The organism is Cupriavidus sp. SS-3 (assembly GCF_035818815.1).
Classification (GTDB): Bacteria; Pseudomonadota; Gammaproteobacteria; order Burkholderiales; family Burkholderiaceae; genus Cupriavidus; species Cupriavidus taiwanensis_C.
In genome coordinates, this window is the sequence record NZ_JAYLVT010000001.1 from 236,007 (window position 1) to 257,725 (window position 21,719).

Consider the following 21,719-nt stretch of genomic DNA (forward strand, 5'->3'; position numbering starts at 1 on the left):
ACCTTGTTTTCGGCTGATCGTCTTTCGGGTCAGCCGGCATGCCAAGTATCGGAGCCGGCATCGACCGCGACAAATGGTCGCTTTTCAGTCGATGCATGAGATCGATTCATCTATGGAGTACCCTTGCGCAAACTGCCTCCCCTCGGCGCCCTGCGCGCCTTCGAAGCCGCCGCCCGCCGCGCCAGCTTCAAGCACGCCGCCGACGAACTGCACGTCACGCCGACGGCCATCAGCCATCAGATGCGCGCGCTGGAAGAGAGCCTGGGCGTGCGTCTGTTCGAACGCCAGACCCGCAAGGTGCGGCTGACGGCGGCCGGGCATCAGCTGTTCCCCGCGGTGCGGGACGGCCTCGATGGCATGGAGCGCGCCGTGCAGGCGGTGCAGCGCAGCGGCCGCCCGCATGTGGCGACGCTGACGTCGACGGTGGCGTTCATGGCCAGGCGACTCGCGCCGCTTGCCGGGCAGTTCCGTGCCGCGCATCCCGACTGGACCTTGCGGCTCGATGCCTCGGACCAGATCGTCGACCTGGACCACGATGCGGACGCGGCGATCCGCTACGGCAGCGGCAGCTATCCCGGCCTGGTGGTCGAGCCGCTGTTCCGCGACCGCTTTGCGCCGGTTTGCAGCCCCGCCCTGAAACTGGCATCCATGCAGGACCTGGAGCACGCCTCGCTGATCCACTTCGAATGGGGCGCCGCCGCGCGCGATGACGCGCGCGCGCCGGTATGGCACCGGTGGCTGGCGCAGGCCGGCGTCGACGTGGCCGATCCGCAGGCCGGCCTGCGCTTTACCGACGAGATCCACGCCGTGCAGGCCACCATCGCCGGACAGGGCGTGGGCCTGCTCAGCCTGACGCTGGTGGCTGAGGAACTGGCGTCCGGCGCGCTGGTGCGGCCTTTTGAACTGTCGCTGGAGAGCTTTCGCTATGACCTGGTCTACAGCGAGCGGGCGGCGCAGCGTCCGGCTACGCGGTTGCTGCGGGATTGGGTGATGGGGGTGTTTGCGCGCTAGCCTTGGCACCGACCAGGGTGACCACCGCCGGCGTACACTGTGCCTCCCGAATCCGGAGCCTCGCCCATGCCCGCCTTGCGCACCCTCTACCCCGAAATCGAGCCCTATGAAACCGGCACGCTGGATGTCGGCGACGGGCATGTCGTCTACTACGAGCGCGTGGGCACGCCGGGCGCCAAGCCCGCGGTGTTCCTGCATGGCGGGCCCGGCGGCGGCATTGCGCCGGACCACCGGCGGCTGTTCGATCCGGCGCGCTACGACGTGCTGCTGTTCGACCAGCGTGGCTGCGGGCGCTCTACGCCGCATGCGGGGCTGGAGGCCAACACGACCTGGCACCTGGTCGACGATATCGAGCGGCTGCGCGTGCTGGCGGGCGTGGAGCGCTGGCTGGTGTTCGGCGGCTCGTGGGGCTCGACGCTGGCGCTGGCCTATGCGCAGAAGCACCCGCGGCGCGTGAGCGAGCTGGTGCTGCGCGGCATCTACACGGTGTCGCAGGCGGAACTGGACTGGTACTACCAGTACGGCGTGTCCGAGATGTTCCCCGACAAGTGGGCGCGCTTCCAGGCGCCGGTGCCCGAGGCCGAGCGCGGCAACATGATGGCGGCCTACCGCAAGCTGCTGACCGGCCCCGACCCCGACAAGCAGGTGGAGGCGGCCCGCGCCTGGAGCGTGTGGGAAGGCGAGACCATTACCTTGCTGCCGGATGCAGGGAACAGCGCCAGGCATGACGACGGGCACTTCGCGCTGGCCTTCGCCCGGCTGGAGAACCACTACTTCACGCACCGTTGCTGGCTGGAGGAGGGGCAGCTGCTGCGCGACGCGCACAAGCTGGCCGAAATTCCGGGCGTGATCGTGCATGGCCGCTATGACATGCCGTGCCCGGCGCGCTATGCCTACGCGCTGCACCAGGCGTGGCCGCAGGCGGAGTTCCACCTGATCGAAGGCGCCGGCCATGCATGGACCGAGCCGGGCATCATGGACCAGCTGCTTGCCGCAACCGATCGCTTCGCCGCGCAGCGCTAGCCCCGCTCGCCGGGGCTCCAGCCTTACCGCACATGTTCACCACCGGAGATCACGATGGAGCTGTACGCGCACCCGTTTTCGTCCTATTGCCAGAAGGTTCTCGTGGCGTTGTACGAGAACGCGATTCCTTTCGAATTTCGCATGCTGTCGCCCGACCACGCGCAGCACATGGACGAGTTCGGCAGGCACTGGCCGCTGCGGCGCATGCCGATGCTGGTCGATGACGGCCGCGCGGTGTTCGAGTCCAGCATCATCATCGAATACCTGGACCAGCATCACCGCGGCCCGGTGCGCTGGCTGCCTGAGTCGCCCGATGCCGCGCTGAAGGTGCGCCTGCTCGACCGCTTCTTCGATCAGTACGTGATGACGCCGATGCAGCGGATCGTGGCCGATTACTTGCGTCCCGAAGCGAACCGCGATCCCTATGGCGTGGCCGGGTACCGCAAGCTGCTGGACTCGGCCTATGCGTGGCTGGAGACCGAACTGGCGGCGCGGCAATGGGCCGCGGGCGATGCCTTCACGCTGGCGGACTGCGCCGCTGCGCCATCGCTGTTCTATGCGGACTGGGTGCAGCCGATTCCGCCGTCATGCGGCAGCGTGCGCGCCTATCGCCAACGGCTGCTGGCGCGGCCGTCGTTCGCGCGCGCGGTGGACGAGGCGCGGCCCTATCGCCCGCTGTTCCCGCCGGGCGCGCCGGAGCGCGACTGACCGGCAAGCGCGGGCAGGCTCAGGTCGAACTGCGCCGTCATGGCGCGATAGCCGGCGTCGCCGGGATGCAGGTGGTCGCCGCTGTCGAAGGCCGGCAGCAGCGCCTGCGGGCGGGCAGGGTCGCGCACGGCCGCGTCGAAATCCACCACCGCGTCGAACGCGCCGCCATGGCGGATCCAGTGGTTGACCGCCAGCCGCACGGCTTCCTTGCCCGCGCTGTCATAGCCGCGGATCGGCGTGTCGCGTAACGCGCCGGCAAACGGCGTGATGGTGGCGCCGATCACGCGCACGCCGCGCGCATGCGCACGGGCGATCAGGCGCCGGTAGCCCTCGATCAGTTCGGCGGCCTGCGGCACGGCGTCGTGCGGCGCGAAGGTCGAGCCCGGCCAGGCGATATCGTTGATGCCGATGGCCGCGATCACGGTGCGGACATGCGGCTGGCTCAGCACGTCGCGGTCCAGCCGCGCCAGCGCGGACACGCCCATGCCGTCGCGCAGCAGCCGGCCGCCGGAGATGCCGGCGTTGAGCACGGCCACACCGTCGCCGGCCAGCCGCTGCGCCAGCAAGTCCGGCCAGCGCCGGTTGGTGTCGGGCGTGGAGCCGTTGCCTTCGGTGATCGAATCGCCGATCGCGACTACGGCACCGGCCCCCGTCGCGGCTTCGACCTGCACTTCGCTCAGCAGGACCCGAGCGCTGAACGCCTGCGGCGCAGCCAGCATGGCCTGCGCGGTCGCGTTGCCCGCAGCCAGCCACGCGGTCTGGCGGCCATCCCAATGGAACGATTCGATCGCGCTACGCTGCGGCAGGTAGAGGCTGAGCGCGAGTTCACCGAGTGCCGGCGCATCGAGGACGACCGCATCGCTGGCCACGGACTGGCCAGCCGGAATGGTCACCGTTGCGCTGCCCCCGAAGGTCACGGCGCGGCTGCCGGCGAGGTCGATGCGGCCGCCGCCGGCATGGGGTGCCAGTTGCGCCGCGCCGACCACGAGTGGTTGCCGGCCATAGGCGTTCGACAGCACCACGCGCAGCCGTTGACCGCCCACGCTCAGCCGCACCACCTGGCGCACCGTCTGGTCCGCCAGCACCGGGGGCACGCCGGTCGGCAGCGGCAGCGCATCCGGTTGCCACACCGGCTGCTGGCTGGCCATCCAGCTGGTCAGCCAGGCCCGGTCCTGCACCGGGCTGGCGAGCGCTGCGCTGCCGGCGATGGCGCCGGCAAGGGTCAATGCCGCGACGCGGCGCAGGAAACGAAGATCGGAAAACATGGATGGGTCCTGGTAGGTGGACCGGCAACGTTGCCGGCATGGGGCCAAAGTTAGGCCATTCCACTCATGCCAGGTAGCAGGCAAAATGGCATATTGCTCATTCCAATCCGGAATGACTGGAATGACGTAATGCAAGGAGCGGCATGGACACCATACGGGCAATGCAGGTTTTCGTGCGCGCGGTGGAGCTGGGCAGCCTGTCGGCGGTGGCGCGCGAGCAGCAGTCGACGCAGCCGACCGTCAGCAAGATCGTGGCCGCGCTGGAGCGCGACCTGGGCGTGCGGCTGCTGGCGCGCAGCACCACCAGCCTGTTGCCGACCGAGGCCGGGCGGCGCTTCTACGAGCGCGCGCGGCGGGTGCTGGACGAATACGGCGAGGCCGTCAGCGATGCGCGCGGCAAGACCGGCCAGCCGGCGGGCCGCGTGCGCGTGAGCGCACCCGCCAGCTTCGGCGTGCTGCGGCTCAACGCGCTGGTGCTGGCGTTCCAGCAGCGCTATCCGGAGGTCGAGGTGGAATTGCTGTTCGACGACCGCTTCGTCGATCTGGTCGAAGCGGGGGTCGACGTGGCGGTGCGCCTGGGTGCCACGCTGCCGCCGCATGTGGTGGCACGCCGTATCGCGGTGTCGCCGCGACTGCTGGTGGCCGCGCCGGACTACCTGGCGCGGCATCCGAGGATCCGGCAACCGGCGGACCTGGCGCGCCATCAGATCCTGCGCTTTACCTGGCTCGCCAGCGGCGACGACATCGTGCTCGACGGGCCGGGCGGGCAGGCGCTGGTGAGTGCGCCGTGCCGCTACCGCGTCAACAACTCGCTGGCGATGCGCGAGAGCTTCCTGGCCGGCGCCGGCTTCGGCATGACGCCGGCGTGGCTGGTGCAGGACCTGCTCGACAGCGGCGCGCTGCGGCGGGTGCTGCCGCGCTGGCAGGGCCCGGCGCAGGAAGCGTTCCTGGTCTGTCCGACGCGGCGCTACCAGCCGGCGCCGGTGCGGGTGCTGCTGGAGTTCCTGGCGCAGGCGATTGCGGAGCTGCCGGGATTTGCGCGGGCCTGATGGACCAGCGGCCCAGGGCCCAGCGGCCCGGCGGTCAGGGCAGCCGGTCCCGTGCCACCAGCATCGTCAACGGCCGCGCCAGCAGGGTACTGGCCAGCGCCATCAGCAGCAGGCCGGAAAACGCCGCGGTGCTGATGATGCGCGCGTCCAGCAGGACGGTGAGGACCACCACCTCGACCAGGCCCTTGGTCTGCAGCAGCGTGCCCAGTGCCAGCGCATCGCGCCAGTCCAGGCCGGCGCGGCGTGCCGGCAGCACGACGCCGGCCATCTTGCCGGCGATGGCGACCGCTAACGACAGCGCGGCGATCCAGAGCGTCATGGGGTGATTCAGCGAGATTTCGGTGCGAAGTCCGGCGGCCAGGAAGAAGAAGGGCAGCAGTGCTACCACCGTGACCGGTTCGAGCTGCCCGCGCACGCGCTGCGCTTCGCGCGCGGGCCATACCAGTCCGGCCACAAAGCCACCCATCACATGGTGCAGGCCGGCCAGCTCGCCCAGGAATGCCGATACCAGCACCAGGCACAAGGCGATCGCCAGCAGCAGCTCGATCTCCGGCGCAAGCCGGCGCAGCAGCCACGCCAGGGCAGGGCGCACCGCCAGGAACATGAGCCCCAGGTAGGCGGCGGCACGGGCCGCCACCGTGACCGCGCCGGCGCCGTCGTGGCCGCCATGCTGCAGCAGCACCAGCGTCAGGAACAGCCAGACCCAGGCATCGTTGACGGCCGCGCAGCGCAGCGCCAGCTGGCCCAGGGGCGTGCCGGTCAGGCGCATCTCGCGCAGCAGGGCACCCAGCACCGGCAGCGCCGTGACGGCGGTACAGATGCCCAGGGCGCAGGCGAACCAGCCCGGACTGGCCAGCTCGCCGGCAACCGGCCAGCCGACCGTGACCATCCACCAGCCCGCCGCGGCGCCGAGCGCGAACGGCGCCGCAATGCTGCCCAGCGAGATCTGCATGGTGGCGCGCCACTGCGCGGGCATGCCGCCTTCGCGCAGGTGCAGCCCGGTCAGGAAGCAGAACAGCGTCACGGCCAGCCACTGCAGGCCGGACAGCATCGGCAGGCGCTCGGGCCCGAACAGCGCGGTCCAGCCCTGCGGCGCCAGCGTACCGAATACCGACGGTCCCAGCACGATGCCGGCGAGCACCTGCACCCCGACCAGCGGAAACACCGAGCGCAGGCCGGCCCCGCGCCACAGCAGATAGGGCAGCGCCACCACCAGCATCGCCTGCAGGAAGAAAATGCTGACCCCGTTCATGGGCCCACCGGCGCGCCGATGGCGCCGGACCCGCTCATGACGGCGTGTGTCACCCGAACATGCCCCCGTTGACCGAGATCACCTGGCGCGTGATATAGCCCGCGTCCGGCGACAGCAGGAAGGCCACCGTGGCGGCGACTTCCTCGGGCGTGCCCATGCGGCGCGCCGGGATCATGCGCAGCGCTTCGTCGCGCACGTGCGGCTCGACCATGTCGGTGTCGATCAGGCCCGGCGCGACGCAGTTGACGGTGATGGCGCGCTTGGCCAGTTCGATCGCCAGCGCCTTGGTGGCGCCGATGATGCCGGCCTTGGCCGCGCTGTAGTTGGCCTGGCCGCGGTTGCCCACCAGCCCCGACACCGACGACAGCGTGACGATGCGGCCCGGCTGGCGGCGCTGCACCATCGGCATCACCACCGGGTTGAGCACGTTGTAGAAGGCATCGAGGTTGGTGTGCACCACCTCGTCCCACTCGGCGCCGGTCATGGCGGGGAAGGCGGCATCGCGTGCCAGGCCGGCGTTGCAGACCACGCCGTAGTAGCAGCCATGCGCGGCGATATCGGTCAGCAGCGCGCCGGCAGCGTCTTCGCGCCGGGACACATCGAAGCACAGCACGCGTGACTTGCGTCCGCACGCGCGCACGGCGTCGGCGACCGAGTCGGCCTCGTCACGGCGCGAGCGGCAGTGCACGACGACGTCATAACCGTCGCGGGCCAGCCGCAGGGCAATGGCGCGGCCGATGCCGCGCGACGAACCCGTGACCAGCACGGTCGGATGGCTCATGGTGGTTGTCCTTGCAGAACCGCCTGCGCCAAGGCAGGCTGGCATACGGTGAGGCGCATCAGACCTTGCAGAACTCTTCCAGCACCGCCAGCCGGCGGCGCGGCTCGGTGACGAAGGGGTTGTCGCGGTCCCACGCATAGCCGGCCAGGATCGCCGCGATCATGTCGCGGATTTCCGAGGTGGCGTTGGGATGGAAGATCAGCTTCTGGAAGCGGCCTTCATACCAGGCTTCGACGAATACGCGGAAGCAGTCGACGCCGGCCTTGAGCGGCCGCGCGAACTCGTGTTCCCAGTCCACCGGCTCGCCGCGCAGCTGGCGCACCAGGCACTGCGCCGCCAGGCTGGCCGACTTGAATGCGATGGTCACGCCGGACGAGAACACCGGGTCGAGGAACTCGCCGGCATTGCCGAGCAGCGCATAGCCGTTGCCCCACAGCGATTTCACGTTGGCCGAATAGCCGGCGATCTGGCGCGCCGGGGTGTCCCATTGCGCGTCGGCCAGCAACGTGGCCAGGCCCGGCTCTTCCGCGACCAGCGCCTGCAGCCGCTCGGTCTCGGTGCCGGTGTAGCGGTCCAGGAACGCCTTCTCGGCCACCACGCCCTGCGAGCAGCGCCCGTCGGAGAACGGGATGGTCCAGTACCAGACGTCCTGGTGCTGCGGATGCACGCTGATCAGGATCTTGTTGCGGTCGAAGGTGCCGGTCGGAATGCGGTCTTCCACATGCGTGAAGATCGCGCTGCGCACCGGAAAGCCCGACGGCGTTTCCAGCTGCAGCAGGCGCGGCAGGATGCGGCCGAAGCCGGAGGCATCGAGCAGGAACTTCGCACGTACCGTGTACTGGCTGCCGTCGGGCGCGCGCACGGTGACTTCCGGCTGCGCGCCGCTGACATCGACGTTCTCGACCACATGCGAGAAACGCACCTCGGCGCCCTGGCGCTCGGCCTCGCGGATCAGCACGTGGTCGAACTGCGCGCGCTGCACCTGGTAGGTGGTGCCCCAGCCGGGCGAGTACTTCTGGCGGAAGTCGAAGGCGGTGCGCTGCGTGCCGCGCGCGAAGGCGGCGCCGTTCTTGTACTGGAAGCCGGCTTCCACCACCGCGCGCAGCATGCCGGCTTCCTCGAGATAGGCCATGCTTTGCGGCAGCAGGCTTTCGCCGATGGAGAAGCGCGGGAAGGTTTCTTTCTCGATCACCAGCACCGGAATGCCGTGCTTGCGCAGCAGGCCGGCAGCGACCGAGCCCGCAGGCCCTGCGCCGATGATGACGACGTCCGTGGTTTCCGTTTTCATAAGCTTCGGCTCCGGAATCACATCCGGAACGACGGGAATTTGGCGGGCGTCAATTGTACTCAGAACACTGCCTGGCACCGGCAAAACCGGCCCCGGCACTGTTCGGGACTCACGGCGATCGTTGCGCGGGCGCGGCGCGCCCGTCAGACATGTGTGCCCAGCGCCCGGTTGATCCGCAGCGCCAGCAGCGTGCAGGCGACGCCGGAAAGCAGGTAGCCGCTCACCGCGATCAGGCCGAATTCCGCCGATAGCCCCAGCGCCACCAGCGGCGCGAAACCCGCGCCGAACAGCCACGCCATGTCGGTGGTCAGCGCCGCGCCGGTGTAGCGGAAGCGCCGCTCGAAGTTGGAGGTGACGGCACCGGCGGCCTGGCCGTAGGACAGGCCCAGCAGGCCGAAGCCGAGCAGGATGAACAGGTCCTGCGCCAGCGGGCCGCCGCCCATCAGCCAGGGCGCGAACAGGCTGAAGATGCCGATCAGGATGGCCATCAGTGCCAGCGTGGTGCGCCGCCCGATCCGGTCCGCGATCACGCCCGAGGCAATGGTGCCGAGGATGCCGATGAAGGCGCCGGCAATCTGCACGGCCAGCACGTCCGTGACCGGTTGCGAGCCGTTGAGCGCGACCCACGACAGCGGAAACACCGTCACCAGGTGAAACAGCGCAAAGCTCGCCAGCGCGGCGAACGCGCCCAGCAGCAGGTTGTAGCCCTGCTTCCTGACGATCTCGGCGGTGCTGATGGGTTCGAGCTCGTCCTCGTCGAGCAGCTGCGTGTATTCGTGCGTCACCACCAGGCGCAGCCGCGCGAACAGCGCCACCACGTTGATGGCGAACGCGACATAGAAGGGATAGCGCCAGCCCCACGCCAGGAACTCGCGCGGCTCGAGGCTGAGGTTGAGGAACAGGAACAGCGAACCGGCGACGATAAAGCCGGTGGGCGCGCCCAGCTGCCCCAGCATCGCGTACCAGCCGCGCCGCTGCGCGGGCGCGTTCAGCGCCAGCAGCGAGGGCAGCCCGTCCCACGAACCGCCGAAGGCCACGCCCTGCAGCGTGCGGAACACCGCCAGCAGGATGATGGACGCCGGGCCGAGCGTGGCATAGCCGGGCAGGAAGGCGATGCCGACGGTGGCCGTGCCGAGCAGGAACAGCGACGCGGTCAGCTTGACGCCGCGGCCCCAGCGGCGCTGGATGCGCATGAACAGCGTCGTGCCGAAGGGCCGGCCGATAAAGGCCAGCGCGAAGATGGCGAAGGCATAGAGCAGCGCGTCGAGCCGGTCGGCGAACGGAAAATAGACCGCCGGGAACACCAGCACCGAGGCGATGCCGTAGACGAAGAAATCGAAGTACTCCGAGGCGCGGCCGATGACCACGCCGGTGGCGATTTCCGCGGGCGCGACATGCGCGGCGCCGGGTGCGGGAGGTGCTGTAGGAGACGCCCGGTGCTGGTGGGTCGCGGTGGTCATCGGCATACCTCCCTGTCTGTGAGCGAGGGCGCTGCAAATTGCACCATGAAGAATGGCACTTGAGCGCCTACACTGCCATAGTTGCTCAGACCAGTCTAAGTCACTTGCGCCGCGGCGTACAAATGGCGCGACCCGAAAGCTATGCGATCTTCCGGTCAGACAATGTCAATGCACCGCCCGATGCGCTGGTTATTGCTGCCAGTCGTGCTGCCAGTCCTGCTGTCGCTGGCCGGCTGCAACGCCGTGCTGCTGTCGCCTGCCGGCGATCTTGCGGTCCGGCAACGTGACCTGATCATCATTTCCACCGGCCTGATGCTGCTGATCATCGTGCCGGTGATCGTGCTGACGCTGGTGTTCGCGTGGCGCTACCGCGCCGCCAACGCCGATGCGCACTACAACCCCGACTGGGACCACTCCACGGTGCTGGAGCTGCTGATCTGGTCGGCGCCGCTGCTGATCATCATCGCGCTCGGGGCCATCACCTGGGTCAGCACCCACAAGCTCGATCCCTACCAGCCGCTGACCCGGCTCGACGAAAGCCGCCCGCTGCCGCCGGGCGCGCAACCGCTGACGGTGGAGGTGGTGGCGATGGACTGGAAGTGGTTGTTCGTCTACCCCGAGCAGGGCATCGCCACCGTCAACGAGCTGGCCGCCCCGGTCGACCGGCCGATCCGCTTCAAGATCACGTCCACCACCATGATGAATTCGTTCTTCATCCCCGCGCTGGCCGGCCAGGTCTACGCCATGCCCGGCATGGAAACGCGCCTGCATGCGGTGGTCAACCGGGCGGGCGTCTACGAGGGCTTTTCCGCCAACTACAGCGGCGCGGGCTTTTCGCACATGCGCTTCCGCTTCCATGGCCTGAGCGACGATGAATTCGGCCGCTGGGTGCAGACCGTGCGGGCCGCCGGCGCGCCGCTGAGCCGGGCCACCTATACGCAGCTGGCGCAGCCCAGCGAACGCGAGCCGGTGCGGCGCTACGGCAGTGTCGACGCGAACCTGTTCGATGCCATCGTGAACCGCTGCGTGCAGGCCGGGCAGGTCTGCCAGAAGGACCTGATGGTCCGCGATGCGCAGCGCGCCGCGGGCCTGGGCGCGGCCGTCTGCACGGCCAGCAACACGCTGGGCGAACCCCTGTTCGGGACCGGCGCGTCCGGTCCCGGCGAGGTGCTGCGCTAGCGCCTCGCGTCGGTGGCAGGCGCTGCGCAGGAGCGTGACCTAGAACGCCGTTGTTGTCCTGGAGATCCACATGCCGGAGCGATCCGAACTCGCCACGCAACTCTTCGGCCGCCTGAGCTGGGAGGCCATCCCGCTGCATGAGCCCATCCTGATCGCCACCTTCGCGGTGGTGGTGCTCGGCGGGCTGGCGCTGGCCGGCGGTGTCACGTATTACGGCAAGTGGGGCTACCTGTGGCGCGAGTGGTTCACCAGCATCGACCACAAGCGCATCGGCATCATGTACATGATCCTCGGCATCGTGATGCTGCTGCGCGGCTTTGCCGATGCCATCATGATGCGCATCCAGCAGGCCATTGCCTTTGGCGACAACCTGGGCTACCTGCCGCCGCACCACTATGACCAGATCTTCACCGCGCACGGCGTGATCATGATCTTCTTCGTCGCCATGCCGCTGGTCACCGGCCTGATGAACTTTGTCGTGCCGCTGCAGATCGGCGCGCGCGACGTGGCGTTTCCGTTCCTGAACAACTTCAGCTTCTGGATGACGGTGGGCGGCGCCGTGCTGGTGATGATGTCGCTGTTCGTCGGCGAATTCGCGCGTACCGGCTGGCTGGCCTATCCGCCGTTGTCCGGCATCCTGCAGAGCCCGGACGTGGGCGTGGATTACTACCTGTGGTCGTTGCAGGTGGCGGGGGTGGGCACGCTGTTGTCCGGCATCAACCTGCTGGTCACCATCGTCAAGATGCGCGCGCCCGGCATGACACTGATGCGCATGCCGATCTTCACCTGGACCGCGCTGTGCACCAACGTGCTGATCATCGCCGCGTTCCCGGTGCTGACCGCGGCGCTGGCAATGCTGGCGGTCGATCGCTACCTGGGCATGAACTTCTTCACCAGCGACCTCGGCGGCAGCGCCATGATGTACGTGAACCTGATCTGGATCTGGGGCCACCCCGAGGTCTACATCCTGATCCTGCCGGTGTTCGGCGTGTTCTCCGAGGTGGTGGCCACCTTCTGCCGCAAGCGCCTGTTCGGCTATGCCTCGATGGTGTACGCCACGGTGGTGATCACGGTGCTGTCGTACCTGGTGTGGCTGCATCACTTCTTCACGATGGGCTCGGGCGCCAGCGTGAATTCGTTCTTCGGCATCACCACCATGATCATCTCGATCCCCACGGGTGCCAAGCTGTTCAACTGGCTCTTCACCATGTACCACGGGCGCATCCGCTTCGAGGTGCCGATGCTGTGGACCGTGGGCTTCATGGTGACGTTCGTGATCGGCGGCATGACCGGCGTGCTGCTGGCGGTGCCGCCGGCGGATTTCTCGCTGCACAACAGCCTGTTCCTGGTCGCGCATTTCCATAACGTGATCATCGGCGGCGTGCTGTTCGGGCTGATGGCCGGCATCACCTACTGGTTCCCCAAGGCCTTCGGCTACCAGCTGGAGCCGTTCTGGGGCAAATGCTCGTTCTGGTTCTGGCTGGTCGGCTTCTACGTGGCGTTCATGCCGCTCTACGTGCTGGGGCTGATGGGGGTGACCCGGCGCGTCAGCCATTTCGAGGACCACTCGCTGCAGATCTGGTTCCAGCTGGCGGGCGTGGGCGCGCTGCTGATCGCGCTGGGCATCGGCTGCTTCCTGGTGCAGCTGGTGGTGAGCTTCCTGCGCCGCGAGTCGCTGCGCGATGTCACCGGCGACCCCTGGGACGGCCGCACGCTGGAGTGGTCAACCTCGTCGCCGCCGCCGCCGTACAACTTTGCCTTCACGCCGCTGGTACATGACACCGACGCCTGGTGGCAGATGAAGGCGCACGGCTACCAGCGCCCGGCGCAGGGCTTCATCCCAATCCATATGCCAAAGAATACGGGCGCCGGCATCATCCTGGCCGGGCTTAGCACGCTGTGCGGCTTCGCGCTGATCTGGCATATCTGGTGGCTGGCGGCGCTGGCCTTCGCCGCCACGCTGATCACGGCGATCGGCCATACCTTCAATTACCAGCGGGATTTCTACATCCCGGCCGACACGGTCCACCGCACCGAGGCAGAGCGCAACGCGCTGCTGGCGAGCCATGGCTGATACCGTCGCTCCCTTTACCGCCGAGGGCGCGCGCCCGCACGAGGCCCCGCCGCAACGCGCGCCCGTGCCCGCGCAGCCGGCCGAGCTGCGTTTTTACCTGACCGAGGAATACCACGTGCCCAACGGCACGCTGCTCGGCTTCTGGCTCTACCTGATGAGCGACTGCCTGATCTTTGCGTGCCTGTTCGCCGCCTACGGCGTGCTGGGCCGCAACTATGCGGGCGGGCCGTCCGGTGCCGAGCTGTTCGACCTGCCGCTGGTGGCGCTGAACACCTCGTTCCTGCTGCTGTCGTCGATCACCTATGGCTTTGCCATGCTGGAGACGCAGCGCGGCCGGCTGGGGCCGACGCAGGGCTGGCTCGCCGTGACCGGCCTGCTGGGCGCCGCTTTCCTCGCGGTCGAGATCTACGAGTTCGCGCACCTGGTGGGCGAGGGCGCGGGGCCGCAGCGCAGCGGCTTCCTCACCTCGTTCTTCGCGCTGGTTGGCACCCATGGCCTGCATGTGACCTTCGGCATCGTGTGGCTGGTGACGCTGGTGGCGCAGCTGCGCCGCCACGGGCTGATCCCGGAGAACAAGCGCCGCCTGATGTGCCTGTCGATGTTCTGGCACTTCCTGGATGTGGTCTGGATCGGTGTCTTTACCTTTGTCTACCTGATGGGAGTGCTGCCATGAGCGCGCACGACGACACGCTGGCCCACGGTCATGGAGACGGACATGGCCACGGCCATGGCCATGGCGAAAGCGAGATCCATATCTCGCTCGGCGGCTACGTGACCGGCTTCGCGCTGTCGGTGATCCTGACCGCGATCCCGTTCTGGCTGGTGATGGGCCGGGTGTTCGAGCAGTCCTCCACCACTGCGATGGTGCTGCTGGCGCTGGGCGCGGTGCAGATCGTGGTGCACATGGTCTACTTCCTGCACCTGAACGCCAGGTCCGAGGGCGGCTGGAACATGCTGGCGCTGATCTTCACGCTGGTGCTGGTGGTGATCACGCTGACCGGCACGCTGTGGGTGATGTTCCACCTGAATTCCAATATGATGCCGGGCATGCATACCACCAAGACCCTGCCTTGACCGGTTCCACGGACGACCGCGCGCCGGTCGAAAAATTGCGCACCGCCCACGCCAACCAAGGCGCCCCTGAATCCCCGCGCCCGCTGTCGACAGTCTGGCTGACCGCACTGGCGCTGTTTGCCGCCGCGGCCATCGCCGGCCTGGTGGCGCTGGGCAACTGGCAGGTCGAGCGCCGCGCCTGGAAGCTCGGCCTGATCGCCCAGGTGGCCGAGCGCGTCCATGCGGCGCCGGTGGCGGCGCCCGCGCCCGCGCAATGGGCGGGGCTGACCAGGGCCAATGCCGAGTACCGGCGCGTGCGCGCCAGCGGCACCTTCCTCGACGAGCGCCAGACCCTGGTGCAGGCCGTGACCGAGCAGGGCGGCGGCTACTGGGTGATGACGCCGCTGCGGCTAGCCGACGGCAGCACCGTGCTGGTCAACCGCGGTTTCGTCGCCGAGCCGTTCCGCGCGCGCGTGGCCCCCGCCGGCAGCGGCCCCAGCGAAGTGGTCGGCCTGCTGCGCATGAGCGAGCCGGGCACCGGCCTGCTGCGCCACAACGACGCGGCGCGCGACCAGTGGTTCTCGCGCGACGTCGCGGCGATCGCCGCGCACCGCGGCCTGGGGCAGGTCGCGCCGTATTTCATCGACGCCGCGGCGGTGCCGCCGCCGGCCGGGGCGGATCCCAAGGCCTGGCCCGCGGGCGGGCTGACGGTGACGGCCTTTACCAACAACCACCTCGGCTACGCGCTGACCTGGTACGGGCTGGCGCTGATGGTGGCTGCCGCCGCCGCGTACGTGGGGCGCGAGGAATACCGCAAGCGCCGCGGCGCCCGCGCCGCCGCAGCCCATTCCGGTCCGCGCGCCTGAGGCGGCGCCGGCAAGCCTGGCCGGGTGGCGGCACAATGTGGGCTGTCCCAACCAAGGAGCCGCCATGCCAGACCTCTCCATGCCGTACCGCCGCCTCGGCGCCAGCAACCTGCGCGTCTCGGCGCTGTGCCTGGGCACCATGATGTTCGCCGACCAGACCGACGAGGCCGAGGCCGGGCGCATCGTCGCCAGCGCGCGCGACCACGGCGTGAACTTCATCGATACCGCCGACGTGTACAGCAAGGGCGCGTCCGAGCAGATGGTCGGGCGCCTGCTCACCGCCAACCGCCACGACTGGGTGCTGGCCACCAAGCTTGGCAACGCCATGCAGGCGGCGCCCAACCACGGCCACTACTCGCGCACGTGGATCACGCGCGCGGTCGAGGACAGCCTGCACCGGCTGGCGACCGACTACATCGACATCCTCTACCTGCATCGCGACTATCCCGGCGCCAACCTGGAAGAGGCGGTGCGCGCCATGGGCGACCTGGTGCGCAGCGGCAAGATCCGCTACTGGGCGGTGTCGAACTTCCGCGGCTGGCGCATCGCCGAGATCGCGCGGCTGTGCGGCGAGCTGGGCGTGCCGCGTCCGGTGGCGTGCCAGCCGTACTACAACCTGCTGAACCGGCTGCCCGAGGTAGAGATCCTGCCCGCGTGCGAGCACTACGGCCTGGGTGTGGTGCCCTACAGCCCGGTCGCGCGCGGCGTGCTGACCGGCAAGTACGCGCCCGGCCAGGCGCCGGCCGAAGGCACGCGCGCGGGCCGCGCCGACCGCCGCATGATGGAGACCGAGTTCCGCGAGGAATCGCTGGTCATCGCCCAGCAGCTCAAGACCCATGCCGAGGCGCGCGGGCTGACTCCCGGCCAGTTCGCCACGGCCTGGGTGCTGGCCAACCCGATCGTGTCGTCGGTGATCGCCGGCCCGCGCACGCTGGCTCAGTTCGAGGATTATTTCGGCGCGCTCGCTGCCGCGATCACGCCCGAGGAAGAGGCGATGATCGATGCGCTGGTGTCGCCGGGCCATGCCTCTACGCCGGGCTACAACGATCCGGGCTATCCGCTGATCGGGCGGCCCGTGAGGCGCGCGGAGGCTGGCCGATAATTCGGCCCCGCCTTTCGGACGCACTGCAAGTGGCGCTCGCGCTGCCTGGAGTGACGTCCGTTCACAACGGCACGCGGCCGGCGCGCGAGCATGATGCACCCGGGCGCGACTCCTACTAATATCAATACAGGCAGGCGCGCGTGCGGCGCGCCCTGCGAAAACATCGCGCTTCGAGCCGGCGCATGAACCATTCTGCGCGCTGCGCCGGCCCACCAAGGAAGCCAAACGTGTCGCGTCGTGCCTGGATTTTCGCTGGCTTGGCGGTCGCCCTCACGGGCGGCGCCTATGTCGTGTATAGCGTTGTCGCAAGCGAGGTGCGCAACTCGCACTGGCAGGCGCGGCTGATCGGCAGCCTGGGCCAGCGGCTGACGTTCGAGATCCAGCCGGGCGCCAGCGACAGCATCCGCTTCCCGCATTCCGGACCCTATGACGCCCGCATGGGCTACGGCAGGCTGCCGCTGTTCGCGCAGCGGCTGGAGCAGCGCGGCTATGTGCCGGCCGAGCAGGCGCGCATGTCGCCCGACATGGTGCGGCTGATCGACGAAGGCCTGTTCACGCCCTATCGCGAAAAGAACCAGGCGGGCCTGCTGCTGCGCGATTGCAACGGGCTGACGCTGGCGTTCGAGCGCTACCCGCAGCGCCAGTACGCCGAATTCGGCGCGGTGCCGCCGGTGCTGGTGAGCGCGTTGCTGTACGTCGAGAACCAGGGCCTGCTCAATCCGGAATACCCCAACATGAACCCGGCGCTGGACTGGCGCCGGCTGTCGCGCGCGGTGCTGGACCAGATGATCCGGCTGGCCGACAAGTCGCACGACGCGCCCGGGGGCAGCACGCTGGCGACGCAGATCGAGAAATACCGGCACTCGCCCGAGGGCCGTACCGCCTCGATCCCGGAAAAATTCCGGCAGATGGCGTCGGCATCGCTGCGCGCCTACCTGGACGGCCCCGACACCCAGCGCGCGCGCGAGCGCATCGTGGTCGACTACCTGAACACGGTGCCGCTGTCGGCGCGCGCCGGCTTCGGCGAGATCAACGGCATCGGCGATGCGCTGTGGGTCTGGTACGGCGAGGATTTCGGCGAGGTCAACCGCCTGCTCAAGGAGATGGACCAGCGCGCGCCCGACCCGCGCCAGGCCCAGGCCTTCAAGCGGGCGCTGTCGCTGATCATCTCGCAGCGCCGCCCGTCGTACCACCTGCGCCGCGACGACACCAACCTGGACGCGCTGACCGGCAGCTACCTGCGCCTGATGGCGGCCAACAACATCATCACCGCCGAGCTGCGCGACGCGGCGCTGGCGCAGCCGCTGGACAAGGCGTCGGCGCCGCAGCGCCCGCCGCAGGAGCCCTTTGTCACGCGCAAGGCCGTCAACCGCGTGCGCGCCGACATCACCCGGCTGACCGGAGTCGAGAGCCGCTACGACATGGACCGGCTCGACCTGACCGTGGACAGCACCATCAACCGCGAGGCCCAGCGCATCGTCGTCGACACGCTGCAGCGCGTGAACAACAAGGCCGACGCGCGCGCCATGGGCCTGTATGGCCACAACCTGCTGCGCGATAACGACGATCCGTCCAGGCTGATGGCCAGCTTCACGCTGTACGAGCGCGTCGGCAATGCCAGCGTGGTGCGGATCCAGGCCGACAACATCGACCAGCCGTTCGACATCAACAGCGGCGCGCGCCTGAACCTGGGCTCCACCGCCAAGCTGCGCACGCTGGTGACCTACCTCGAGATCATCAGCGAACTGCACGCGCGCTATGCCGGCATGACCAACGCCGAACTGGCCGCCGTGCCGCTGGCGCGCCAGGACGCGCTCAGCCGCTGGGCGGTCGACTACCTGGCCAAGGCGCGCAAGCCGGCCGAGCGCGAGCTGATGGCGATGCTCGAGGCGGCGATGGAGCGCAAGTATGCCGGCGGTGCCGGCGAAGCCTTCTACACCGGCGGCGGCCTGCAGAGCTTCACCAACTTCGAGCGCGACTCGGGCCTGCGCAACCTGACCGTGCGCACCGCGTTCCAGCACTCGGTCAACCTGGTGTTCATCCGCATGATGCGCGACATCGTGCGCTACGAGACCTTCCACGCCAGCCCGGATATCGGCAACCTGTTCGAAGACCGCGACGCGCCCGGCCGGCGCGCCTACCTGGAGCGCTTTGCCGACCAGGAAGGCAGTGCCTACATGACCAACTTCTACCAGCGCTACCGCGGCAAGACTTCCGAGCAGCGCCTGGCCACGCTGCTGGGGCGGGTGCGCATGACCACGCCGCACCTGAACGCGGTGCGCATGTCGGTAACGCTGCTGAGCGCGCGGCCCGCGCTGGACGAAGACAGTTACATCCGCATCATGCGCGCGCGCCTGGGCGACAAGCAGCTGGCCAAGGAGGACCTGCCGGCGCTGTACCGCAAGTACGGCAAGGACAAGTTCAACCTGAACGACCGCGGCTACCTGTCGCGGGTGCATCCGCTGGAACTGTGGATGGTGGAATACCTGGACCAGCACCCCGACGCGACGCTGGCCGAGATCCTGCGCGCCAGCACCGCCGAGCGCCAGGAGGTGTACAAGTGGCTGTTCAAGACGCGCAGCAAGGCCGGCCAGGACAACCGCATCCGCACCCTGCTGGAGCAGGACGCCTTCGTGCGCATCGCGCGGCGCTGGCAGCGGCTGGGCTATCCGTTCGACTCGCTGACGCCGTCGTATGCCAGCGCCATCGGCGCCGCCGGCGATCGCCCCGCGGCGCTGGCCGAGCTGGCCGGCATCCTGCTGTCGGGCGGCGTGGTCACGCAGAACGCGGCGGTGCGCAGCCTGGCGTTCGCCGACGGCACCCCGTACGCTACCCGCTACGTGCTGCAGCCCGGCCCGGGCAAGCGCGTGCTGCCGGCCGAGGTGGCCGAGCTGGCGCGCCGGTCGATGCTGGATGTGGTGGAGCGCGGTACCGCCAAGTCGATCCGCGGCGCGTTCACGGTGCCGGGGCGCGATGGCGCCACCCTGACCGTGGCCGGCAAGACCGGCACCGGCGACCAGCGCTTCCAGGTCTACGGGCCGGGCGGGCGGCTGATCTCGTCGCGCTCGGTGAACCGCTCGGCCACCTTCGTGTTCACGCTGGGCGAGCGCTTCTTCGGCACCGTGGTGGTCAATGTGCGCGAACCCTACGCGGCGCGCTACAGCTTTACCAGCGCGCTGGCGGTGCGGGTGCTGCGCGCGATCGCGCCGCAGGTGTCGGCGATGGCGCCGGGCGGCGACCGCGCGCTGCTGCGCTGCCGCGACGCGGCCCCGGGCCTGCGCACGCCGCGCGCGCCGACCATGGCGTCACCCGCCGACGGCCTGCCCGGCACGGTCCTGGCTGATGGGTTGGGCGCGGGACTGGAAGCCGCGCTGCAGCCGCCGGCGCGGCAGGAGGTGGCGGCGATGCCGCCGCCGCCAGCGCCCCAGGGGCCGGGCCTGGCCGACAACGACGCGGCTGGCGTGCGCCGCGCCAGTCAGGCCTTGCGGCGCACCATGCCGTAGATCACCAGCAGCACGATCGCGCCGAGCACCGAGGCGACCCAGCCCGCGGGTTCGCCCGGCTGGTACCAGCCCAGCGCGCGGCCGACGTAGCCCGCGACCACCGAGCCCAGGATGCCCAGGATGATGGTCATGATCCAGCCCAGCTTGTCGTCGCCGGGCTTTACCGCCCTGGCGATCAGGCCGACGATAAGGCCAACGAACACGGTGCCAATGAATGCCATCATGGTGCGCTCCTGTCAGTGGTCTGCGGTAACGGTCTGATGCACTGAGCCGGCCGCCTGTGCGGCCGGCTTCGCTTCATCATACACGCAGGCACGCCGGGCGGAAGGCGCGCGCAGGGGGAGTGGGGCGCTACTCAGGCCGCCAGGCGGAACTGGCCCACGGCGCGGTGCAGCGCCTCGGCCTGGTCTTCCAGCGACGCGGCGGCGGCGGCGGCCTGTTCCACCAGCGCGGCGTTCTGCTGCGCCATCTGGTCCATCTGCGACACCGCCTGGTTGACCTGCTCGATGCCGCCGGTCTGTTCCTCGGTGGCGGCGCGCATTTCGCCCATCAGGTCGGTCACCCGCTTGACCGCGTCGACGATCTCGTCCATCGCCTTGCCGGCGTTCTCCACCAGCACCGCGCCGTCTTCCACGCGCTGCGCCGAGTTGCCGATCAGCGCCTTGATCTCCTTGGCCGCGGTGGCGCTGCGCTGGGCCAGCGTGCGCACCTCGCCGGCCACCACCGCGAAGCCGCGGCCCTGGTCGCCGGCGCGGGCCGCCTCGACCGCCGCGTTGAGCGCCAGGATATTGGTCTGGAAGGCAATGCCCTCGATCACGCCGATGATGTCGACCACCTTGCCCGAGGCGCTCTTGATCTCGCCCATGGTGTCCACCACCTGGCTGACGATGGCGCCGCCGCGCACGGCGATGTCCGACGCACCCTCGGCCAGGTGGCTGGCCTGGCGCGCGTTCTCGGCGCTCTGGCGCACGGTGCTGGTGAGCTGCTCCATGCTGGCGGCGGTTTCCTGCAGCGACGCGGCCTGTTCCTCGCTGCGGCGCGACAGGTCGGCGTTGCCCGCGGCAATCTGCTTGGCCGCGCCGGCAATCGAATCGGCCGAGCCGCGGATGCTGCCGATCGCGCCGGTCAGGCGCGACTGCATGCGGTGCATGGCATGGAGCACGCTGTGCTCGTCGCCGGCGCGTACCTCGACCTGTCCGGCGAGGTCGCCTTCGGCAATGCGCCCGGCGATCTGCGCGGTGGTGGCCGGCTCGCCGCCCAGCTGGCGCTGCAGGCTGGCCGCGACCCGCACCATCACCAGCGACATCAGCGCGCCCACCGCCAGCAGCAGCCCCAGCGCCTTCCACAGCTCCTGGCGGAACGCCGCCTCGATGTCATCGAGGTACAGCCCGGCGATGAAGTTCCAGTCCCAGGGGCGGAAGTTGGCCACGTAGCTCAGCTTCGGCTGCGGCGCCTCGGCGCCCGGCTTGGGCCACAGGTATTCGACGAAGCCCTTGCCCGGGCCCTTGCCGATCGCGGCGATGTCGCGGAACAGGTAGACGCCGTTCGGGTCCTTCATACCCTCCATCGCCTTGCCGTTCATCTCCGGCTTGAACGGGTGCATCAGCACCACGGTGTCGGAACGCATCAGCGTGAAATACCCGTCGGCGCCGAAGCGCATCGCGCGCACGCGCTCGATCGCCTGCTGCTTCGCTTCCTCGGCGGGCAGCTTGCCGGCCTTGGCCAGGGCCTCGTACTCGGCCACCACTGAAACGGCGGTGTCGGTCACGTGGGCCAGGTCGAGCCGGCGCTCGTCCATGCGCAGCGTGCGGATGTGCCACGCGTTCCACAGCGTGATGCCGAGCAGGCAGACCCAGCTCAGCACCAGCGGCAACAGCAGTTTTTTCTTCAGGCTCAGGTTGTGCAGCATCGCTTCCACTCCTCCATCTTCTTCGCGCTTTACGCTTCTCGTCGGTGATGCGCATCGCCGTGCCACGCCGGTGGGCGCGCGTGACCGTCTGCCGGGAGACAAGGGTCGACGGCGCATGCGTCTGCGGCATAACGGCGCAAAACGGGCGTAACTTGATTGAGGTAGGTCCGCCACAACGGCAGTGGGGTTGTTTGGT

General features: G+C 69.2%; 18 protein-coding genes. 11 read left to right on the forward strand and 7 right to left on the reverse strand.

What is annotated here, in order from left to right; translation table 11 throughout:
• Nucleotides 1-123 precede the first annotated feature (123 nt).
• The 3 genes from U9J39_RS01045 (at nt 124) to U9J39_RS01055 (ending at nt 2,742) form a co-directional block, all read left to right on the forward strand.
• Nucleotides 124-1,011, forward strand: a complete 888-nt coding sequence (locus U9J39_RS01045; RefSeq protein WP_326346312.1) for a LysR substrate-binding domain-containing protein — start codon at nt 124-126, stop codon at nt 1,009-1,011.
• A gap of 66 nt (nt 1,012-1,077) precedes the next feature.
• Entirely contained in the window at nt 1,078-2,034 is a 957-nt protein-coding gene (gene pip / locus U9J39_RS01050; protein ID WP_115714129.1) for a prolyl aminopeptidase, read from the forward strand.
• A gap of 54 nt (nt 2,035-2,088) precedes the next feature.
• Nucleotides 2,089-2,742, forward strand: a complete 654-nt coding sequence (locus U9J39_RS01055; RefSeq protein ID WP_326346313.1) for a glutathione S-transferase family protein — start codon at nt 2,089-2,091, stop codon at nt 2,740-2,742.
• Here the strand turns inward: U9J39_RS01055 and U9J39_RS01060 are convergent.
• The gene (locus tag U9J39_RS01060) at nt 2,700-4,007 is read right to left on the reverse strand and encodes an SGNH/GDSL hydrolase family protein (protein ID WP_326346314.1); all 1,308 of its coding nucleotides are present in this window, start codon (nt 4,005-4,007) and stop codon (nt 2,700-2,702) included. The two genes, U9J39_RS01055 and U9J39_RS01060, sit on opposite strands and share 43 nt — an antisense overlap.
• Before the next feature lie 143 nt (nt 4,008-4,150).
• On the opposite strand from U9J39_RS01060, the gene U9J39_RS01065 reads away from it, so the two are divergent.
• Complete coding sequence (locus U9J39_RS01065; protein ID WP_326346315.1) at nt 4,151-5,056, forward strand: LysR family transcriptional regulator; 906 nt, start codon at nt 4,151-4,153, stop codon at nt 5,054-5,056.
• 34 nt (nt 5,057-5,090) lie between these two features.
• Here U9J39_RS01065 and U9J39_RS01070 read toward each other — a convergent pair whose 3' ends face one another.
• From U9J39_RS01070 to U9J39_RS01085, 4 genes are all read right to left on the reverse strand, one after another.
• Nucleotides 5,091-6,308 (reverse strand): cation:proton antiporter, encoded by a 1,218-nt coding sequence (locus tag U9J39_RS01070; protein WP_115714125.1) that lies wholly within the window; start codon nt 6,306-6,308, stop codon nt 5,091-5,093.
• Nucleotides 6,309-6,357: 49 nt separating this feature from the next.
• Nucleotides 6,358-7,089, reverse strand: coding sequence for a 3-oxoacyl-ACP reductase FabG (fabG, locus tag U9J39_RS01075; protein WP_115714124.1), 732 nt, complete (start codon nt 7,087-7,089; stop codon nt 6,358-6,360).
• A 58-nt stretch (nt 7,090-7,147) separates the two neighbouring features.
• Nucleotides 7,148-8,377, reverse strand: coding sequence for an NAD(P)/FAD-dependent oxidoreductase (locus U9J39_RS01080; RefSeq protein WP_115714123.1), 1,230 nt, complete (start codon nt 8,375-8,377; stop codon nt 7,148-7,150).
• A 143-nt stretch (nt 8,378-8,520) separates the two neighbouring features.
• A complete protein-coding gene (locus U9J39_RS01085) occupies nt 8,521-9,837 on the reverse strand; it encodes an MFS transporter (protein WP_115714327.1) in 1,317 nt (438 codons plus the stop codon).
• Nucleotides 9,838-9,999: 162 nt separating this feature from the next.
• Here U9J39_RS01085 and cyoA point away from each other — a divergent pair, with 162 nt between their 5' ends.
• From cyoA to U9J39_RS01120, 7 genes are all read left to right on the forward strand, one after another.
• Nucleotides 10,000-11,016, forward strand: a complete 1,017-nt coding sequence (cyoA, locus tag U9J39_RS01090; RefSeq protein WP_240987753.1) for a ubiquinol oxidase subunit II — start codon at nt 10,000-10,002, stop codon at nt 11,014-11,016.
• A 70-nt stretch (nt 11,017-11,086) separates the two neighbouring features.
• Entirely contained in the window at nt 11,087-13,090 is a 2,004-nt protein-coding gene (gene cyoB, locus U9J39_RS01095; RefSeq protein ID WP_115682004.1) for a cytochrome o ubiquinol oxidase subunit I, read from the forward strand.
• Nucleotides 13,083-13,763, forward strand: coding sequence for a cytochrome o ubiquinol oxidase subunit III (gene cyoC, locus U9J39_RS01100; protein WP_240987754.1), 681 nt, complete (start codon nt 13,083-13,085; stop codon nt 13,761-13,763). The genes cyoB and cyoC overlap by 8 nt, the downstream gene beginning before the upstream one ends.
• On the forward strand, nt 13,760-14,164 hold the full coding sequence (cyoD, locus tag U9J39_RS01105; RefSeq protein WP_115714121.1) for a cytochrome o ubiquinol oxidase subunit IV: 405 nt from the start codon (nt 13,760-13,762) through the stop codon (nt 14,162-14,164). Before cyoC ends, cyoD begins: the two co-directional genes overlap by 4 nt.
• The gene (locus U9J39_RS01110; RefSeq protein WP_115714120.1) at nt 14,161-15,009 is read left to right on the forward strand and encodes an SURF1 family protein; all 849 of its coding nucleotides are present in this window, start codon (nt 14,161-14,163) and stop codon (nt 15,007-15,009) included. The genes cyoD and U9J39_RS01110 overlap by 4 nt, the downstream gene beginning before the upstream one ends.
• Before the next feature lie 64 nt (nt 15,010-15,073).
• Nucleotides 15,074-16,111 (forward strand): aldo/keto reductase, encoded by a 1,038-nt coding sequence (locus tag U9J39_RS01115; protein WP_115714119.1) that lies wholly within the window; start codon nt 15,074-15,076, stop codon nt 16,109-16,111.
• A 227-nt stretch (nt 16,112-16,338) separates the two neighbouring features.
• The gene (locus U9J39_RS01120; RefSeq protein ID WP_326346316.1) at nt 16,339-19,614 is read left to right on the forward strand and encodes a transglycosylase domain-containing protein; all 3,276 of its coding nucleotides are present in this window, start codon (nt 16,339-16,341) and stop codon (nt 19,612-19,614) included.
• Here U9J39_RS01120 and U9J39_RS01125 read toward each other — a convergent pair.
• Complete coding sequence (locus U9J39_RS01125; RefSeq protein ID WP_092315066.1) at nt 19,587-19,838, reverse strand: GlsB/YeaQ/YmgE family stress response membrane protein; 252 nt, start codon at nt 19,836-19,838, stop codon at nt 19,587-19,589. The two genes, U9J39_RS01120 and U9J39_RS01125, sit on opposite strands and share 28 nt — an antisense overlap.
• Before the next feature lie 131 nt (nt 19,839-19,969).
• Entirely contained in the window at nt 19,970-21,523 is a 1,554-nt protein-coding gene (locus tag U9J39_RS01130; RefSeq protein WP_115714117.1) for a methyl-accepting chemotaxis protein, read from the reverse strand.
• Nucleotides 21,524-21,719 lie beyond the last annotated feature (196 nt).

What these genes read in the sequence shown, in the direction of transcription:
- U9J39_RS01085 (WP_115714327.1), bottom strand. Translation starts at nt 9,837, where the DNA reads ATGACCACCGCGACCCACCAGCACCGGGCGTCTCCTACAGCACCTCCC.
- cyoA (WP_240987753.1), top strand. Translation starts at nt 10,000, where the DNA reads ATGTCAATGCACCGCCCGATGCGCTGGTTATTGCTGCCAGTCGTGCTG.
- U9J39_RS01115 (WP_115714119.1), top strand. Translation starts at nt 15,074, where the DNA reads ATGCCAGACCTCTCCATGCCGTACCGCCGCCTCGGCGCCAGCAACCTG.
- U9J39_RS01055 (WP_326346313.1), top strand. Translation starts at nt 2,089, where the DNA reads ATGGAGCTGTACGCGCACCCGTTTTCGTCCTATTGCCAGAAGGTTCTC.
- U9J39_RS01065 (WP_326346315.1), top strand. Translation starts at nt 4,151, where the DNA reads ATGGACACCATACGGGCAATGCAGGTTTTCGTGCGCGCGGTGGAGCTG.
- U9J39_RS01080 (WP_115714123.1), bottom strand. Translation starts at nt 8,377, where the DNA reads ATGAAAACGGAAACCACGGACGTCGTCATCATCGGCGCAGGGCCTGCG.
- cyoD (WP_115714121.1), top strand. Translation starts at nt 13,760, where the DNA reads ATGAGCGCGCACGACGACACGCTGGCCCACGGTCATGGAGACGGACAT.
- cyoB (WP_115682004.1), top strand. Translation starts at nt 11,087, where the DNA reads ATGCCGGAGCGATCCGAACTCGCCACGCAACTCTTCGGCCGCCTGAGC.
- U9J39_RS01060 (WP_326346314.1), bottom strand. Translation starts at nt 4,007, where the DNA reads ATGTTTTCCGATCTTCGTTTCCTGCGCCGCGTCGCGGCATTGACCCTT.
- cyoC (WP_240987754.1), top strand. Translation starts at nt 13,083, where the DNA reads ATGGCTGATACCGTCGCTCCCTTTACCGCCGAGGGCGCGCGCCCGCAC.
- U9J39_RS01070 (WP_115714125.1), bottom strand. Translation starts at nt 6,308, where the DNA reads ATGAACGGGGTCAGCATTTTCTTCCTGCAGGCGATGCTGGTGGTGGCG.
- U9J39_RS01125 (WP_092315066.1), bottom strand. Translation starts at nt 19,838, where the DNA reads ATGATGGCATTCATTGGCACCGTGTTCGTTGGCCTTATCGTCGGCCTG.
- fabG (WP_115714124.1), bottom strand. Translation starts at nt 7,089, where the DNA reads ATGAGCCATCCGACCGTGCTGGTCACGGGTTCGTCGCGCGGCATCGGC.
- U9J39_RS01130 (WP_115714117.1), bottom strand. Translation starts at nt 21,523, where the DNA reads ATGCTGCACAACCTGAGCCTGAAGAAAAAACTGCTGTTGCCGCTGGTG.
- pip (WP_115714129.1), top strand. Translation starts at nt 1,078, where the DNA reads ATGCCCGCCTTGCGCACCCTCTACCCCGAAATCGAGCCCTATGAAACC.